Genomic DNA, 18,435 nt, shown 5'->3' with positions numbered 1-18,435 from the left:
GTGAAATGTTTGATGATGCAAAATTTGAAACTGTTAAACTTGTTGATGCAGAGTTCCATATTGGATCTGACTCTACTGTTAGATATCCTACACTTGAATGATCACCCCAATTGTATGCAGTGTTCCAATTGTTCGAATTACCACTAGGTGTATTAATTAAATTTGATATATATAAATTTGTTCCTGTTGCATTTGCAAATGTAAGTTCTGCAATTGTTGTTGTGGCAAGTGTTGATACACCATGAACTTCAAAATCTCCAGTTATCTCAGATGATGAAGCAACTCCACTAGAGCCAACAGGTTCACCATCCCAATACAATGTACCACCTATATTATAAAGTGTACTCGTAGTAGTCATAGGTATGCCTGAAGCAATATTAACACCATCACTCACGCTAAGGTTTGTAACTGTTGTTGTAGCTAATATACTAAGATTATAAATTGTTAAATTATCTGCTAATAAATTTGAAAAATCTGAATTTCCTAAAACTATTAAATCTGTAAGTGTTGAAGTACCTGTAGAATTAATATCTCCAACACTTAAATTACCTGATAGATTAATTCCAGAGTTAAAATTTACCAAATCATTAAAAACAACAGAGGCATTAAATGCAGTATTTCCATTTACAGTTATTCCACCATCTTCAATACTCTGAACAGATAAAGAATCAGCAACAGACAAATTTGCAGTACTCAAATAACGAGCAACTCCAAGATCTGTAACCAAAACTTGGGATATAAAATTGTTTGTACCTGTCCAACGATTATTTTCATTCAAATATGCATCCCCGCCCTGAACTATTGTAGTAGATCCACCTCCAGATCCAGCCAATCCCCTAGGACCTGTTTCACCAATATCTCCTTTTTCTCCAGCTACTCCTTGATCACCCTTATCACCCTTAACACCTTTTTCTCCCCTTATACCATTTTGCTCAACAATTTTTATTGTTTCCACTTTTATAATTTCACCTGTTTTATTTATATAATAATTTTGAGTTACATTGGAATTAGAAGCTGACAATGATTCTTGATTATTTTTATTATTTGAAAAATTATAAACATATTGAGTATCTCCTATACCCAATACATCTTTTACAGCTCCTAAAACATTTTTCCAAAAAGCTAAATTTGAATCCTCCGATTTAATTGCAATTCTCTTTGAAATCTCTTTAGGTAAATTTCTATAATTATTTAAAGTAAATAAAAATTTTGAAACTTTTCTAGTAACAACATCTGACTTTATCTCCTGTGAAAAATTATTACTCGAATCAAATACTGATTCACTTACACCCAAAACTTTTGTTTTCGAATTTTTTATATTTTTTTCTATGCTTGGTACAAAAAAATTATTATAAGATAACAATCCCTTATTTACCAAAATTATTTTAGAAAAATTAATTTCTTCAGATATGGCATTGGAATCTACAAAATTATTTTTATAACTCAAAATATTATTTTCAAAAATTACTTTGGCGATTGAAATATTCTCTGGAATATTTTTATAATTATCTAATAAATTTTTATTAAAAGAATTCAACTCTACAAAAACATTGTCTAGATTATTTTTATAAGAACCAAGCAATTTATCCATAGCTATCGATAAAGGTTTTTTTATTAACTTAGCATTTGCTTCATAAAAATTTATCGCAAAAGGAGAAATAGTTTTTGCGATTAAGAATAACAAAATTATTGCAATAGAAAAGTTTGCAGATCTCAAAACCTGGTCTAAGGAATATTTATTTGTGGACTCAAATTTAGGAATTCTTTTTTCTCTAAATATTGAAGTAAAATTTTTGTTTGAAAGATAGGAATAAAAATCTGAAAAAATATTTCTAGATAATTCTATAAAATTTTTGAAATCAATTTTAAGTTTCGAAAAATCAAAAAAATTAATTTGAGTCAAAAATGCATCAAATAAATTTGGACTATACTTTACATAATTTTTTACACATAAATCATTTCCTGTAGAATTTGTATTCACATCTATCAAATCATTTTCGGAAATAAATGGATTAGACTTGATTTCATAATCTAAGTTTTCTGTTTCATATTCCTCTATCCATTTTTTTGTTGTATTCCAAACCTTATCAATTTTTACAGCTTTCAATTTTCCCTGTCTTGCACGTAGCGACAAATATTCTTGGGAATATGAACAATATTTTGTAGCTTCTGAAAGAGTAATATAATCTTCTTGAATTTCAATCTCTTGCTGTAACTCATCTACAAAATTTTCTCTCTCATATTCCTCTACCCAGTCCTTTCTTGTTTTCCAATTTCTACCAACTTTTACAGCTTTCAATTTTCCCTGTCTTGCACGTAGCGACAAATATTCTTGGGAATATGAACAATACCCTGTAGCCTCTGTCAAAGTAATATAATTATTCGTATTTATTTTATTTTTTTTATTTGAATCGACAAGCATATCCCAATTTTGTTTTATATTTTTATACCCTATATTGTATATATAATATTATATAATCTTTATCCGATATATACAATAATAAATACCGATATATTTTATTTTTATCCGATATATTTTTTTAATACATTATCCGATACATAATTTAGCTTATTTAAGCCAAAAATCAAATATAAAAAATAATATATAATACACTCTCTATTATAAATATCTTTCTAATAAATTATTATAAAAGATAAGATTTTAAATTTTGTAAATAATAAAAAAAGATATCCACAGAATTACATAAAAATATTGATTAATTTTTGATATTAAACTAAACTAAAATTATAAAAGTAAGAATTATAAATAGATGGAAAAATTCATATCAAAAAACAAAAAAATAGAATATCAATATGAAATCAGAGATACTTTTTTAGCTGGTATGATTTTATACGGTGATGAAGTCAAATCTATTAAAAATAATAGAGTAGATTATGCTGACTCATATGTAAAAATAGATGGAACCGATACGGCGATACTATACAATTTTAATATAGCCTTATATCAAAAATCTAATCTAAATAATATAAAACACAAACTCAACAGAACTATAAAATTATTACTTACAAAAAAAGAAATAATAGAATTAAAATCTTACTCTCAACAAAAAACATTCTCAATAATTCCAAACAAAATATATTTAAAGGGTGGACTTATAAAAATTGAAATATGTGTAGCTAGGGGTAAGAAAAAATTTGACAAAAGGGATGATATAAAAAACAAAGATCTAAAAAGAAAAATGCAAAGAGACTATAAATTGAATGTATAAAAATATGGACTTTATGAAATAGAAAGTTGGTTTTTTTATAACCAACTTTTTTAAAACAAATATAATACAATAAAAATAAAATATATAAAAAAATAAATACCAAATAAATTAAATCCAAAATTATTATAATGTAAAAAATATAAAAATATTATTAGTCTACTCTATTATATATAACTTCAAAAAAATCAAATATTTATTTTTAGTACATTAATCTATATGCATAAGATCCAATCAATCAAATAAAAAATAAAACTACAAAAAATTATAATTATATAAAAAATATAAATTAATATTTGAGTTAAAATACAATAGTTTATATAATTATGAAAATACTTATCATTTGACAAAATAGCAAATTAGGGATATACTTATTGCATAATTATACATACAAATGTATAATTATTTTTAATAAGGGGATGTCAAAAATTGATGCATACCTTAATATAGCTCTTTAGCAAGACAAGTGGTGCTTGTAAAAACCAGACATAACAACTGTCAACAAAATAACTGAAAAAGCAAAAAATCTTTTTACAGGTTTTAGCTTCAATGCAGTAACAGCTTAACAAAAAAGTTAAGCCATCCTCCCTCTTGATACCTAATAAAGAAAAGAGGGTGTCAAAATATTAGGTTATATTTCATAATTGTCTATTACGTGAAATGAAAATACAAATAGACTTTGGAATTAATGTTTTGTTTATTTTAAAATTAATTCTAAGAACATAAAATAAACTAATCTTGTAGACAAAGAATTGTATAATATGTAGACAGGGGTGCAATACCCCTCATCTCCACCATATAATTTTGTTAATCACAAATATATAGGAAAAAAAAATCCATACAAAAAGAATAAATTTGAAAAAAAATATAAAGCTAATTATCAAATAAAAGCTCTTCAAGTTTTTGTTATAGGAGAAAATGGCGAACAATTAGGTTTAATGGATATTAGAAATGCTATATCGAAGGCACAAGATGCTGAATTAGATTTAGTAGAAGTTTCACCTAATATAGAACCCCCTGTTTGCAAAATATTAGACTATGGACAATTTCAATACGATAAATCAAAAAAACAAAAAAGCGTATCACCAAAAAAAGTTTTAACAAAAATAATAAGATTATCATTTAAAATAGGTCAACATGACTTGGATGTAAAAAAGAAACAGGTAGAAAAATTTCTAGGTCAAAAACATAAAGTAAGAGTTGAATTAAATCTAAAAGGAAGAGAAAAACAACATACAGATCTTGCAAAAGAAGTAGTGGAAAAATTATTATCAGAAATAAAAGATAAAATAGTAATGGAACAAGAACTCAAAATACTAGGTGGAAAAATATCAATAATTATAAAATCTAAATAAACATATGGGAAAATTAAAAACTTTCAAAGCTCTAACAAAAAGAGTTAAAATTACAAAAAGCGGAAAAATAATAGCAAGAGCAAAAGGACAAGATCATTTCAATACAACAGAAAGTGGAAATAAAACAAGAAATAAAAGAAGAGACAAGTCCCTAAGTAAATCTATTAGCAAAAATATGAAAAAATATTTATAATTTTTTCACCTTAATAATTTAAAATTATACAAATATATGCCAAGAGTAAAAAGAGGTGTTATACATGTAAAGAAAAGAAAAAACATATTAAAATTAGCAAAAGGGTATCATTGGGGTAGAAAATCAAAAATCAAACAAGCTATAACTGCTGTAAAAAAAGCTGGAGTAAATGCTTTAGGAGATAGAAGAAAGAAAAAAGGAGACTTCAGAAGGTTGTGGCAAACAAAATTAAATGCTGCAGTAAGACAGTATGAATTATCATACAGTAGATTTATTGATTTACTAAAAAAGAATAATATAGATTTAGACAGAAAAGTACTTGCAGACATAGCAGAGAATAATCCAGAAGTATTTGAAAATATAATAAAACAAATCAAAAAATAACTTATACTTTGGGTTTTTTGATGGAGCGGTAGTTCCCCGCAATTTATTTTATAATAAATTATTGTATGCGGGGCAAGTAGTTTTATAAAAAAGACATAATTATATCAATCATTTGTATTTGAAAATTTGGGTTTTTTTGATGGAGCGGTAGTTCAGTTGGTTAGAACGCCTGCCTGTCACGCAGGAGGTCGAGGGTTCGAGTCCCTTCCGTTCCGCCAAAAAAACCCAAAAACTTTCAAGAGGACATTGTCCTCTTTTTTATTTGTCAAAAGTATAAAATATCAAATTTTATTCCTACACTTCCTACTTGTAAGATATCACTAAATATGTTATAATTACAATATGATAAAACAAAAAGAAGAAAAACAAGGTCAATTTTATGGAACAACAACCCTTGGTGAAAAAGGGCAAATTGTTATTCCATCAGAAGCAAGAAATAGATTAAACATAAAAAAAGGTGAAAAAATGCTCGTCTTTGGAATGAATTCTGAAATGCTTGTCTTTGCTAAATTGGAAAATCTAGCAAAAATAGAAAAACACCTTGCAAAACAACTAGAAACAATACATAAAATAAAAACTGAGAAAATATAGTTTTACAAATATTTTTTTATTTCAAACAACCAAAATAATAAAACAATAAAATTAATAAAATAATTATTTTTATGACAAAAAAGAAAAAGATAATATTAACATCTCTTACTATTATTATAATTATGACAATAGTAGTCTTGGTAATATTTATGAAAAAGCCAAAAATTGTTTATACAACAGAGGCTGTACAAAAATCCAAATTAATACAAACCGTAAGTGAAACCGGAACTATAAAACCTGCCGACGAAATAGAACTAAACTTTCAAAATATTGGCAAAATATCAAAAGTCAATGTTAAAACTGGAGACAAAGTAACTACAGATCAAATCCTAGCAGAATTGGATTATAAAGATTTATCAATTAGGATAAAAGATGCAAATGCAAGTCTAGATATTGCAAAAGCAAATTTGGATAAATTAAAAACTGGAGCAACTTCATATGCAATAAATGTAAAACAAGTAAGTGTAGACAAGGCAGAAACAGAATACAAATCAGCTCTTAATGAATTAGAGGAAATCAAAGCAAGTGTAAACGAAGGATCATCTCAGGCAGAAACAGATGCTCTAATATCAATGGATACTAATATTTCAAAAGCTCAAATAGCAATTGATAATATAAAAACAATTTTAGATGATGATGATGCAGAATATTTATTCGGAGTAAAAGAAACTGGCTCTTTATATAAAATAGAGACATCCTATGAATCAAGTAAAAACTCAATAATAAACACAAAAATATCAATAAATAAAGCTAGGAGCACAAAAAGCAGAAGTGATATCAAAATAGCACTAAATAAAACAATTGCCTCTATCAATTCTACATTTAATACACTCCTTGATGGCTATAGAATGTTAGAAAATACAATAACATCTAGTACATTTACACAAACACAACTGGATGCTCATAAATCTACAGTTAGCGCACAACAAACAATTATTAGTACTGCACTATCCTCTACACAAACAGCACTTGATAATTTAAATGATACAGAATTAAATAATTACGGAGCAATTTCTGGAAGTCAACAAATTACAAATGCTCAATCAAAAGTAGATTCATACTATAGTTCATGGCAACTTGCAAAAGCACAATTAGAAGAATTGAAAGCACCAGCAAGAAATCAAGATGTATCATTATATGAAGCTCAAGTTAGACAAGCCCAATCAAATATAGAGTCTATCAGAAATCAAATTGAAAATAGTATAATAAGAGCACCTATAGATGGAATAATTACAGACGTAGCATATAAAAAGGGTGAGCAATTTTCATCAACACAACCTGCTATAAAAATGCTCTCTGATGGTAAACTCGAAATAGAAGTTGATATTTCTGAATCAGATATAATAAAGGTAAAAAATGATGATTCAGTAGAAATATCTCTTGATGCATTATCAAGTGATCAAAAATTGTATGGAATAGTTTATGATATAAATCCAGCTGAAACAGTCATTCAAGATGTTATATATTATAAAATAAAAATAGCGTTTGATATACCACTCGAACTAGAAGAAAATATTAAACCCGGCATGACTGCAAATGTAATCATAAAAACGAAAGAAAAAGATGATGTACTTATAATTCCATCACGTGCTATTATAGACAGAAATGGAGATGGACAATTTATAAAAATTCTTGAAAATAATTCACCCAAAGAAATATCAATAAAAACAGGTATTTATGGAGACAATGGAATGGTAGAAGTAATATCTGGATTAAACGAAAACGATCAAATAATAACCTCATCAACAGAAAACAAAAAATAATGCTACTAACAATAAAAAACATATCAAAAGAATATGAAAATGGTGAAGCGACTACAAAAGTTTTATGCGATGTTTCTTTTAATATAGAAAAGGGCGAATTCGTTTCAATTATGGGTCCAAGTGGTAGTGGTAAATCAACGCTAATGCATATTTTAGGTTTACTAGATAGACAAACAAGTGGAACATATTTATTTGAAGGAGAAGATGTGTCCAAACTAAATGATAATGAACTTGCCAATTTTAGAAACGAAAAAATCGGATTTGTTTTTCAGGCATTTCATTTGTTGCCCAAAACAACTGTACTTGAAAATGTAATGCTTCCTCTTATATATTCAAAAGACAAAAAAAATCATGAAGCAAAAGCCAAAAAAATACTAGAAGATGTTGGACTTAGTCATAGAATAAATCATTTTACAAATCAAATATCTGGTGGAGAAAAACAAAGAGTAGCTATAGCTCGTGCCCTTGTCAATAATCCAGATGTGCTTTTTGCTGATGAACCAACCGGAAACTTGGATTCAAAATCTGGAAAACAAATCATGGAAATACTTCAAGAATTAAATAACATGGGACATACAATAATTTTGGTAACACATGAAACATCTACCGCAGAACATGCAGACAGAATAATAAAAATAATTGATGGAGAAATAGTAGAAGATTATGCCGTAAAAGATAAAAAAATAGCAAAAAATGAAATTGGTATAAAATAAAATTCATGTTTGAATTAGTTAAACAATCCGCAAAAATATCTATTATGTCTCTTCTAGCCAATAAAGCTAGGAGTTTCTTAACTATGCTTGGAATAATAATTGGAGTTTCTGCTGTTATAGTAATTACTTCTATTGGAAATGGCGCACAAGATTTGATTCTTTCGCAAATAAAAAGTCTTGGAACCGATTCTATAAGTATAATGCCAGGAAAATCAGAAAAAAATGGTCCACCTGCTTCTGTTATGGGAATAGTCATTACGACTCTTACATATGAAGACGCAAAAGCTCTCTTAGAAAAAAAGAATTCTCAAAACATAATCTCTGTTGCAGCATATTCAAATGGTAGTGTAAATGTAGGTTGGAAATCAAACAGTATAAACACAGATATAAGTGGTACAAACGTTGACCATTTATATGTTTCTGATGCTGAAATGGAATTTGGAAGATTCTTTACAGAAAGTGAAGAAACAAATTTAGCAAAGGTTGCTGTTCTAGGAAGTCAAATAAAAAAGGATCTTTTTGGAAATTCAGAAGCTATAGGACAAAAAATCAAAATCAAAAAACAAGTATTTGAAGTTATAGGTATAATGAAAGAAAAAGGAAATGTAGGATTTCAAAGTTTTGACGGTAGAGTATTTGTTCCTATAAAAACAATGCAAAAATTAATTCTGGGTGTAAATCATGTTGGAATTATAAGAGCAAAAGTAGATTATGAAAAAAATGTACCTCTTGCTATAATAGATGCCGAAAAAACATTAAGAGAAAGACATTCTATAAAAGATTCTAGTGGAGAAAATGATGACTTTAGCGTTAGAAGTGCTGCTGAAGCAATGGATATTGTAACAACTATTACAAATGCTTTAAAATTTTTCTTAGCAGCAATGGCAGCTATATCTCTCGTTGTTGGTGGAATTGGAATTATGAATATAATGCTTGTAAATGTAAGTGAAAGAACAAATGAACTAGGTCTTAGAAAAGCACTTGGTGCAAATAACAAAAATATACTTACACAATTTTTAATAGAATCAACATTTTTAACTCTTATTGGTGGAACAATAGGAATTATTTTTGGAATACTTGTATCATTTTTAATAAGTGTAATAATGAATTTATTAAAATATAATTGGGGATTTCATATATCAGCATATTCTATAATTATGGGCCTTGTTGTTTCAACATCCATTGGATTGATATTTGGAATATACCCAGCCAAAAAAGCTAGCAAACTTAATCCAATAGAAGCGTTAAGATACGAATAATGACAATAAAAAACTCTATACAACTCGCTATTAATTCAATGATACATAATAAAAGCAGAACTATTTTGACTGTTTTAGGTATGGTAATTGGAGTATCAAGTATTATTGTAGTTTTTTCTGCTGGCGAAGGTATTAGAGGTCTCATAACTGGTCAAATAGAATCTTTTGGAACAAATATAATAGAAACTGAAATAAGAATACCTACAGATAAAAACAAAAGTGAGGTATCCCAAAACACTGGCTCAGCAACTGGAATGGCTCAAGGCATTCAAATAACAACAATGACATTAAAAGATGTTGAAGATATAGAAAAACTACCAAATATAAAATCTGGATATGGTGCCATAATGGGTCAAGAACTTGCATCTTATGAAAATAAAAGAAAAAAAATATTTCTAATGGGTGTAAATGCTTCTTTTATAGATATAGATAAAAGTGAGATAAAAGAGGGAAGATTTTTTAGTGATGCGGAAGACAAGTCACTTGCAAAAGTTATTGTATTAGGATCTAAAATAAAACAAGATCTATTTAACGACTCTCCTGCTGTTGAAAATTTTATAACACTCGGAAAAACAAAATATAGAGTAATAGGAATAATGAAAGAAAGAGGTGCAATGATGGGAATGGATTTTGATAATTATGCCTATATACCTATTAGAACTATTCAAAAAAAGGTTTTGGGAATTGATTATCTTATGTATATGATACATGAATTAAATAATGTAAAATTAACGGATGACACCGCACAACAAATAAAATTAATATTAAGAGAAAATCATAACATAGATAATCCTGAAGATATTCCTGCACTAGATGATTTTGCTGTTGTCACAATGGAAGAAATGATGAACACATTAAATTCTATCACAAAATATATTACAATATTACTTCTTGCAATTGTAGCTGTTTCTCTTATAGTTGCAGGAGTTGGAATCATGAATATAATGTATGTTGTTGTAAGTGAAAGAACATTTGAAATAGGACTTAGAAAAGCAGTCGGTGCAAAATATCTTGACATAATGTGGCAATTTCTTATGGAAGCTACTATAATATCTATCTTTGGCGCAATAATTGGAATAATTTTTGGAATAGGATTATCTGCCTTAATAGCGCTTATTGCAAATAAATTTGGAATTGACTGGCGATTAGCAATACCTATTGAGGGATTTTTAACATCAATAGGATTTGCAGTTTCTTGTGGATTAATTTTTGGAGTTTTTCCAGCAAAAAAAGCGGCTGGATTAGATCCAATAACCGCTTTACAAAAATAAATATAAAATTATTTTTTCATAAGTAATATTTGTCCTCTACGCCCCTTACTTTCTTCTGCAACACATTTAAAATCATGCTCAATAAAAAATTTCTTAAATATATTCATATCATAAGCTCTATTATTTAACAATTCTATTTTTTCTCCTGGCAAAATTATTATTTTTTCATCTCTAAAACTAATAACTGTTTTTTTTGTAAACTCAAAACTAAATATAAATTTTAAAGCTCCTATAAAGTCCTCTTTTTGCATTTCCAAAACAAGTTTTCCATTTTCATATGGAACTTTTAACTTTTTAAGTGGATTGAATTTAAATTGTGATACAGCACTATCATTCAAATATTGTGCATAATAATTAAATATTTCAAAATTATGTTCTTCATCAAGACCTTCTCTTAAAACTAAAGTAACCCATAGATAATCACCTTTATTAAGCATGTTACCTAAAGTATCAACAATATTTGTTGGAATAATATTTCCTATAGTACCGCCCAAAAGTCCAAATACTTTATTTTTATAATCATTAATCAAATATCCTATTTCGGATCTAAAATTATGAGATGAAAAATCTCCACATACAAGACTATTTTTAAATTTTGATTTTTCTAGTTTTTTAGCAGAAAGCTCCAACATATATCTAGATGAATCTACGCCAATATAAGAAAAATTTGATCCTTCTATTTCAAGTGAATCTAATATAATTTTTTCAAAATCAGAATCTCCACAACCAAGAGATATAAGTGCTGTATTTTCTTGTTTGATAGGAACATTTTTATTAAAAAAATTAATATAATTATTCATACCTAAACTATTCTTAAAATATGTTTTTTTTGCAAACTTATTTTTGTAATACAAATTTGCTGCCAATTCTCCAGTGTAAAAATGCTTTTGATCCAAAATTCTATCTTTTAAATCATCTAATAATCCTACGTCTAATTCTGAATCTGAAATTAAGCTATGTATTTTTGGTTTCATATTATTTTTTATATTTTAATATTTTAAATTTTGTATTTATATTATTTGGAATAATTCCTTTTTTAAAAGAAAAAGCTGCTCTAAAATTTTTTCCATCCGACCAAAGAGATAAAAGACTTATGGTATTATAAAAATTTTTATCATTACACAAATCTGAATAAAAAGATTTATCTTCAATAGTCCAAATAACCCTATCACTATTTTTATAAATCATATTATACATATAATTTGATATTTCAAAAAAACAATCTTTTAATAAATAATCTTTTAACTGATTTTCATCTTTTATATTATTATTTAACAAAAATGCATTAAATATTTTTCCCGTCTCTTTTAATGTTAACTCTTTGTTTATTTGTAAAATTTTATGTAGTGGATAATATATAGCCTGTGTTTCAAATGACATTCTAACCTGTTTATGAGAAGTTAAATTTTCCAAATCAGATAAATTATTTTCTCTATCAAAAATTTTTAACAATAATACTCTTGGATCTTTCATTCCACCCCAAAGCATTTTTCCTATCTTATCAGAAAATATTTTTTTATTATTATAATAATGATTAGTCGTCTTTGTCACTGCATCTACTATAAAGCCTACATCACCCCCAAATTTCTTATATATTTTGCGCATATTTATCCATTGTCCATCTTCAACTACATCATGAAGTAACGCAGCTACTGTTAAATTTATATCTTTATATTTTTTATATATATTATGCGCTACAGATATAGGATGAATCACATAATCTTCTCCGGACTTACGCTTTTGCCCTCTATGAACTTTAATAGAAAAATCAAGAGCAGAAATCAAAATATTCATGTCTTTTTTAGAACAATCTGAAATCAAATTTATAAACTTTTTTTCTTTTTTAATCATAGTTTATACATATCATCCACCCAATCACCCAATATATTTAAAATATCTTCTGATTCTTTTCTAGTATTTGTACTAAGTATTGATACGCAAATTTTTTGATTTTTTGGTGTAATAAATCCAGCTACCAAATGAAATCTTGTCTCATACAAAAATCCAGTCTTTGCACCAAAATAATTATCTGAATTATTTCTTAGATCATATACAGTGTGTTTTAACTTTTTTTCTTGACCTAAATTAGTTAGGAAATTAAATTCTGGTTTTGATGAAAACTCTGATATTTTAGGATTTTTGAAAGCATAACATGTTGCAAAAGCCATATCACGAGCTGTTGTAATATCACCCAATGAAAGTCCAGAAGGATCATCTATTTTAGTATCTTCCATTTTCCAAGTTTTTGCAACACCACGCATTGCATCAATAAACGTCTCTTTGCTAACTCCAGGAATATAAGAAATAGCATTTGCACTGTTATTTGCTGATATAATAAGCATTGATGCAAACATGTTTTTTACACTTATAGAGTCTTTATCATCTATTCTTAACAAAACAAAACTATCCTTTGGTCCGACATATTTCCTCAAATCTCCCTCATTATCATTATAAGAAAAAGAGACATTTTTGTTCCAATCTATAGGAAATTGCAAAAATGTTCCTGCTGTAACTAGCTTTATTAAGCTTGCACTTGGCATTTGCTTTCTTTCTTGAAAATAATACAATGGCTCAGATGTGTTATAATCCAAGATAGCAACAGCTTTAAAAGGAACAGAAACCTTAAACTTTTCTTCATACCATTTAGTAAAATCTACATAATTTATATCTTTTTCTATAGCAAAAGACACGTTTGGAAAAACAAAGGAAACAAAAACCAAAAATAATAATATATTCTTTTTCATATATTCATTATACATAAAAAAATCAAAACCTTGAAGACATCAAATCTCCAAGGTTTTGCTATATTATTATTTTACAAGTACCATTTTTTTTATACTTGTGGAATAATTTTGACATTTTATAGTGTAAAAATACACACCACTTCCAACTTTTTCTCCATCATCACTAGAGCCATTCCATAAAAAACTTGAATTCTTATTACTTAGAAGAGAACGTTTTACAACTTGTCCTTTAATATTGTAAATTATAAGTTCTCCTCTATTTGTAGGAATACTATATTCAATTCTCGTCTCTGGATTAAATGGATTTGGATAATTTGAAAATGTAATCTGTGTATCATATATACAATTATCTGAATTTGAAACTGTATTTGATATTCTTATATTGTCAATCCACAATGCCACATCTTGATCTCCAAAATTCATTGAAAACCTAGGACGTCCAGATTGAGTTGCTACAAATTGGACTTGATATAAATTCCATTCTGTAGAAATTACAACTTCTTGCCAAAGTCCATAATTATTCCACGGAGCTCCATTGTTATAAAGATTAAATCTTATTGTCCTATTACTTTCAGCCCTTGCATAAAAAGACAAATAATAGGTCATACCAGATACAACATCCACACATTGCAAAAGTTGAACTTGATAATCAAAAGCATTTTGATTTGGATCTACAAAAAGAGAATATTCATCAATACAAGACTCAAAATCTACATAATAAACAGCTGATAAATTGTGATCTTCTATAGTCCACGTAGCATAATGACCCAATTCAAAATCAGCATTTAGAAGTAAATTACCCTCTGTTGGTGGAATATTTTCTACCTTTTCGAATACAACACAATCAATTTGTATATTAGACACACAAGATCCAAGCATAAAAGATAGTCTTGCTAAATCATCTGTATCACTACAATTAAACATATATTGATAGCGTCTCCAATTATTAGACAATGTTATTTCTTTCCAAAGTCCATAATTATTCCACGGAGAAATATCATTCTGCAAAGTAAGAGTTATAGAAGATGTAGAATTGGCTTTTGCCCAAAAAGAACAGTGATACATAAACTCTGATTCTACAGACACAAGTTGTTTTAATTCAACATCATAATAGTTTACAGCTGATTGAATATTTATACTTGCGCTATAAAAACCAGATATAACATCCTGATGATTTACCTGAAAATCAGCAATATTTTGCCAATCATTAAAATTCCAATACGACGTTATTCCAGAATCAAAATTACCATCATCAAGTCCTTCGCCAATATAAATTTCTGGCCCACCAGATGGCGAAAAAAATAAATCTGGTCCACTTGGAAAATTGTTAATATTTACATCATCAACACTTTGCACATTTGCAAAATTGAATCCATAATATGAGAAACTAGTATTATCAAGAATATGTCTTTTGTATCCATTTTCTAAATAATAAGTTTCATCTCCGGAACCTGAAATCAATTTTCCATCGATTATCGTACTATAAGAATTTGTAACTGTAGGATAACTTGATAATACAGAGCTACTAACTGGAACATTGAAATTATGATGATAATAATTGATATTATAAACATCATTTGATAAAAGTGGAAGTTTTACTTTTTGATTCTGATATCCATAAGCACTGCCTTTTACCAAAACATAGCGTTCTGATAAATTGTTTTGATTTTGTAAAACAGTTCCATATGGATAATCACTTACTGACAATATATCTGCTCCTTGATTAAAAGCAAACATAAAAATATTTGTGACAGGAATCCAAACATCAATAGAATAATTTAGCGCTTGCCAATTATCAATTTTTCTTTTAACAATAACATTTGATGTATTTGATGCATAATCAAAAATCCACCGCTGATAATTCTGATCATATACACAAGCACCAACCATAACCTCCAAATCAGCTCCTTGCGCAAAGTCAGAAAATTCATCTTGAGTTATCTCTACCGCTTCATCCCAATTAAAACCCCAGGAATGAAAAACATTTTCTGATGGTATATGCCTCATCAAATTATCTTCAATTCTGTAGTAATCTGGAGTACCCGTTACATGAACAATGAGATCATCCGGCAATAACCTTTCTAGTGCAATATTAGGAGAATGAACTGGTGGACTCTCTGTCCAATAATATTCTTCTGGATTACAATTTGGATAAGGTGGTCCTGGATAAGAGTACCAACCATAAGGATCAACTTTTTCTCCATTATAGATAAGCTCAAAGTGTAAATGAGGCCCAGTTGAATTTCCTGTATTTCCAACATTTCCAATTGTTTGTCCTTGATGCACATAATCACCAACATTTACAGGTACACTTCCAAAAAGCATATGACCATATAATGTCTCATAACCATTACCATGATCAATTTTTACATAATTACCATAGTCAATACCAGTATTGTTTGGAACATTGTTTATGGCATTAGATACAACTCCACCATAGGCAGAAAGCACATCTCTTCCTTCGATAATTCCAGAACCTTGATTTGAGGTATAATCAATTGCGCGATGCAATCCACCACCGACATTTTGATCATAATACCAGGCGTGATTTACTTTAATATCATTACCAGCTACTGGCAAAGTGAATATATGGTCATCCGACCATAATGAGTTCATCCCAAAAGCCACCGTAAAAATGGCTACCAATACAAATTGTCTTGTTTTCATTTTTTCCTCCTTGTCATCCGAAGCCTTGGCGAAGGATGACAATATTTTTTTGTTTCTTTTCTTAAACAAAAAAGGTCAAACAAAAAATGCATGACCCTTAAAAATTTTCATAAATCGCTTTTCCCCTTATATTAAGTTTTTAAAATACAAAAATAATTATTTTTTATAAATATTAAAATTTTTAAAAATTTCAGTAAGCCCACTATTATTTAAATTTATATTTTCTTTTCTCTCATTACAAGAGACGGTAAATGAAATAAGTAGTTCTTCACAAACTCCATTAAAAGAACATCTGCTATGTTTAAATTCTTTAAGTGGATAATTTGAGTCTATCGAATGTGGATAAATACCAGCTAATTGATATGTACCAATAGGAACTATAAGTTCATATCCTCTTTTATTAGAATTATTATAATTTTTTATAATTTCTGATGTGCAATAATATTGTTTACTACTCAAATTTTTTGCACAAACATACATACCATTTTGTATCATGTTTTCTTCGCCTAAATCCAAAATTCCACTTATATAAGAAAAACAATTATCATCAATCGAATTTGAAACAGAATCATCTGTCTTATCTACATTTATAATATCATTAATAACTTTTTCATTACTTGAAATTTCAATACTACAATTATTTTTACATTCTTCAATATTTTTTTCTAAAATATCAATAGATTTTAATTTGTCTGTATTATTAATTAAAAAATAAGAAGCTAAACACAATAGAACAACTATTGTAATTATAAAAATTTTGTCTTTCATAATTTTGTTTGTCCAATTTTTATAACTGGACATTTATTTATTAAAAAAATAAAAGGATCCAAATGACCCTTTTATAATAAGTTAAATTTAACAAAAATTATATATTAATAAAATACAAATATACACACAAATACAAGACGGCTTATGATGACAAGATAATATTACTTAAACATTACTTATTAGTTTTATTTAAAAAACTATTTTCCTTGTAATTTAGATACGAATAACATCATATTTTCTTCAATTAGATTCTTTAACACTGGACTATTTGGATTTTTTTTAAATGATTTAAAAATTCCAGACCAATTATTTTTATCTATATCTTCCAAAGTGCCATTACCAGAAAATTCTTTTTTAACATCAATCATAAAATCTAAAAGTTTTGCTTCATTTTTTATCTTATTATTTTGTAAAAGTTCATACAAATCATAAGATTTATTATTAGAATATTCGAGAATTTTTCCACTTAATTGCATATCAACAGTTTGTCTTAAAGAATTATCTCCTACTTCTGTTATTACATCACCTTTTCTTCCAGGTTCATCAAAATGCATTTCTCTTACATTATTATTTTGTATTTCATCGCTTGGTCTATTCAAAAGCCTAATATCACTCTCATTTGGTCTAACTACTTTTATCTCTTGTAAATCCTCTCCACTGTATTCTGGTTCAAAAATGATATGTTCTGATCCAGATTGATTAGAGTCAAAAATATACCTACCACCATTTTCACCCAAAAATCTAAGATCCTCTATATTTTTTCCACTATTCAATCTAATATTTATATCCTCCAAAGAATCACCGGGTTTTAAATTGTTTAATTGACTACTTATCTTCTGAATATTATCAAACTTTATAGAATCATCATCTGGAGAATAAAAACTATCTAAGCCATATTCTTTATAAGAAATACCAGATTCAAAATTAATTTTTACATCTTCTAAAATTACTTTATTTTGTGCGTCATTTATATCAAATGTAGCTTCTCCTATTTTTTGATCTCCAGATTGAAATTCAAAAACTTTATCCCCATCTTCATCTGTACCAACATATATAAGTTTTGTGACTTCTCTATCTTGAATCTCAAAACCATCTGATTTATCTATATTAATTTCTTCACCTTTTACATCTGCATCTGAAATTCTCTCAACTATTCTATCTTTTATTTCATCACTTGCAGATATTTTAAAACCTTCTAAAATAACTTCCCTATCTTCTACATTATTTACCATACTAATTACATCTTCAACTGCATTAGAAGAACCTGATCCTGTATCAGATTGTGCTGCATCACTTACAACCTGTTCTACTCCTGTACCTGATTCTGTATCAGCACTTACTGTATTAATTACATCTTCAACTGCATTAGAAGAACCTGATTCTGTATCAGCACTTACTGTATTAATTACATCTTCAACTGCATTAGAAGAACCTGATTCTGTATCAGCACTTACTGTATTAATTACATCTTCAACTGCATTAGAAGAACCTGATTCTGTA

At 27.8% G+C, this 18,435-nt stretch carries 16 protein-coding genes, 1 tRNA gene and 1 other RNA gene; 11 read left to right on the top strand and 7 right to left on the bottom strand.

All coding sequences use genetic code 11. From position 1 onward, the window contains the following. Positions 1-2,422 (bottom strand): hypothetical protein (locus PHZ07_03880; GenBank protein MDD3284705.1); only part of this gene is annotated, 2,422 nt, incomplete at its 3' end. A 349-nt stretch (positions 2,423-2,771) separates the two neighbouring features. Between PHZ07_03880 and smpB the strand changes: the two genes are divergently transcribed. The 11 genes from smpB (at position 2,772) to PHZ07_03825 (ending at position 10,756) form a co-directional block, all read left to right on the top strand. Continuing rightward, complete coding sequence (gene smpB, locus PHZ07_03875; GenBank protein ID MDD3284704.1) at positions 2,772-3,230, top strand: SsrA-binding protein SmpB; 459 nt, start codon at positions 2,772-2,774, stop codon at positions 3,228-3,230. A gap of 412 nt (positions 3,231-3,642) precedes the next feature. Then, positions 3,643-4,024: a transfer-messenger RNA gene (gene ssrA, locus PHZ07_03870) on the top strand. Next, positions 4,001-4,582 (top strand): translation initiation factor IF-3, encoded by a 582-nt coding sequence (infC, locus tag PHZ07_03865; protein ID MDD3284703.1) that lies wholly within the window; start codon positions 4,001-4,003, stop codon positions 4,580-4,582. The genes ssrA and infC overlap by 24 nt, the downstream gene beginning before the upstream one ends. Positions 4,583-4,586: 4 nt before the next feature. Next, positions 4,587-4,775 carry a 50S ribosomal protein L35 gene (locus PHZ07_03860; protein MDD3284702.1) on the top strand — a complete coding sequence of 63 codons (189 nt, stop codon included), beginning with the start codon at positions 4,587-4,589 and terminating at the stop codon, positions 4,773-4,775. A 36-nt stretch (positions 4,776-4,811) separates the two neighbouring features. Continuing rightward, entirely contained in the window at positions 4,812-5,159 is a 348-nt protein-coding gene (gene rplT, locus PHZ07_03855; GenBank protein MDD3284701.1) for a 50S ribosomal protein L20, read from the top strand. A 141-nt stretch (positions 5,160-5,300) separates the two neighbouring features. Further along, positions 5,301-5,377 (top strand) — tRNA-Asp (locus PHZ07_03850). Positions 5,378-5,501: 124 nt separating this feature from the next. Then, positions 5,502-5,750 (top strand): AbrB/MazE/SpoVT family DNA-binding domain-containing protein, encoded by a 249-nt coding sequence (locus PHZ07_03845; GenBank protein MDD3284700.1) that lies wholly within the window; start codon positions 5,502-5,504, stop codon positions 5,748-5,750. Positions 5,751-5,821: 71 nt separating this feature from the next. Next, complete coding sequence (locus PHZ07_03840) at positions 5,822-7,513, top strand: efflux RND transporter periplasmic adaptor subunit (GenBank protein ID MDD3284699.1); 1,692 nt, start codon at positions 5,822-5,824, stop codon at positions 7,511-7,513. Continuing rightward, positions 7,513-8,226, top strand: a complete 714-nt coding sequence (locus PHZ07_03835; protein MDD3284698.1) for an ABC transporter ATP-binding protein — start codon at positions 7,513-7,515, stop codon at positions 8,224-8,226. The genes PHZ07_03840 and PHZ07_03835 overlap by 1 nt, the downstream gene beginning before the upstream one ends. Positions 8,227-8,231: 5 nt before the next feature. Then, a complete protein-coding gene (locus PHZ07_03830; protein MDD3284697.1) occupies positions 8,232-9,485 on the top strand; it encodes an ABC transporter permease in 1,254 nt (417 codons plus the stop codon). Continuing rightward, a complete protein-coding gene (locus PHZ07_03825; protein MDD3284696.1) occupies positions 9,485-10,756 on the top strand; it encodes an ABC transporter permease in 1,272 nt (423 codons plus the stop codon). Before PHZ07_03830 ends, PHZ07_03825 begins: the two co-directional genes overlap by 1 nt. Positions 10,757-10,764: 8 nt before the next feature. Here the strand turns inward: PHZ07_03825 and PHZ07_03820 are convergent, their stop codons facing one another. The 6 genes from PHZ07_03820 to PHZ07_03795 all read right to left on the bottom strand — a co-directional run. Then, a complete protein-coding gene (locus PHZ07_03820) occupies positions 10,765-11,730 on the bottom strand; it encodes an L-histidine N(alpha)-methyltransferase (protein MDD3284695.1) in 966 nt (321 codons plus the stop codon). Between the two features lies 1 nt (position 11,731). Further along, complete coding sequence (locus PHZ07_03815; GenBank protein ID MDD3284694.1) at positions 11,732-12,607, bottom strand: HD domain-containing protein; 876 nt, start codon at positions 12,605-12,607, stop codon at positions 11,732-11,734. Next, the gene (locus PHZ07_03810) at positions 12,604-13,500 is read right to left on the bottom strand and encodes a serine hydrolase (protein MDD3284693.1); all 897 of its coding nucleotides are present in this window, start codon (positions 13,498-13,500) and stop codon (positions 12,604-12,606) included. Before PHZ07_03810 ends, PHZ07_03815 begins: the two co-directional genes overlap by 4 nt. A gap of 66 nt (positions 13,501-13,566) precedes the next feature. After that, positions 13,567-16,167 (bottom strand): peptidoglycan DD-metalloendopeptidase family protein, encoded by a 2,601-nt coding sequence (locus tag PHZ07_03805; protein MDD3284692.1) that lies wholly within the window; start codon positions 16,165-16,167, stop codon positions 13,567-13,569. A gap of 156 nt (positions 16,168-16,323) precedes the next feature. After that, complete coding sequence (locus PHZ07_03800; GenBank protein MDD3284691.1) at positions 16,324-16,935, bottom strand: hypothetical protein; 612 nt, start codon at positions 16,933-16,935, stop codon at positions 16,324-16,326. Between the two features lie 197 nt (positions 16,936-17,132). Further along, positions 17,133-18,435 (bottom strand): hypothetical protein (locus tag PHZ07_03795; protein ID MDD3284690.1); only part of this gene is annotated, 1,303 nt, incomplete at its 5' end.

The organism is Patescibacteria group bacterium (genome assembly GCA_028692545.1).
In the GTDB taxonomy this organism is placed as follows: domain Bacteria; phylum Patescibacteriota; class Patescibacteriia; order UBA1558; family S5-K13; genus STD2-204.
The sequence above is the reverse complement of the archived record's forward strand: the minus strand, read 5'-3'. Positions and strand labels throughout refer to the sequence as shown.

Excerpts from the sequence above, each read along its gene's own strand:
- smpB (MDD3284704.1), top strand. The coding sequence starts at position 2,772 with ATGGAAAAATTCATATCAAAAAACAAAAAAATAGAATATCAATATGAA.
- PHZ07_03860 (MDD3284702.1), top strand. The coding sequence starts at position 4,587 with ATGGGAAAATTAAAAACTTTCAAAGCTCTAACAAAAAGAGTTAAAATT.
- rplT (MDD3284701.1), top strand. The coding sequence starts at position 4,812 with ATGCCAAGAGTAAAAAGAGGTGTTATACATGTAAAGAAAAGAAAAAAC.
- PHZ07_03845 (MDD3284700.1), top strand. The coding sequence starts at position 5,502 with ATGATAAAACAAAAAGAAGAAAAACAAGGTCAATTTTATGGAACAACA.
- PHZ07_03840 (MDD3284699.1), top strand. The coding sequence starts at position 5,822 with ATGACAAAAAAGAAAAAGATAATATTAACATCTCTTACTATTATTATA.
- PHZ07_03835 (MDD3284698.1), top strand. The coding sequence starts at position 7,513 with ATGCTACTAACAATAAAAAACATATCAAAAGAATATGAAAATGGTGAA.
- PHZ07_03830 (MDD3284697.1), top strand. The coding sequence starts at position 8,232 with ATGTTTGAATTAGTTAAACAATCCGCAAAAATATCTATTATGTCTCTT.
- PHZ07_03825 (MDD3284696.1), top strand. The coding sequence starts at position 9,485 with ATGACAATAAAAAACTCTATACAACTCGCTATTAATTCAATGATACAT.
- PHZ07_03820 (MDD3284695.1), bottom strand. The coding sequence starts at position 11,730 with ATGAAACCAAAAATACATAGCTTAATTTCAGATTCAGAATTAGACGTA.
- PHZ07_03815 (MDD3284694.1), bottom strand. The coding sequence starts at position 12,607 with ATGATTAAAAAAGAAAAAAAGTTTATAAATTTGATTTCAGATTGTTCT.
- PHZ07_03810 (MDD3284693.1), bottom strand. The coding sequence starts at position 13,500 with ATGAAAAAGAATATATTATTATTTTTGGTTTTTGTTTCCTTTGTTTTT.
- PHZ07_03805 (MDD3284692.1), bottom strand. The coding sequence starts at position 16,167 with ATGAAAACAAGACAATTTGTATTGGTAGCCATTTTTACGGTGGCTTTT.
- PHZ07_03800 (MDD3284691.1), bottom strand. The coding sequence starts at position 16,935 with ATGAAAGACAAAATTTTTATAATTACAATAGTTGTTCTATTGTGTTTA.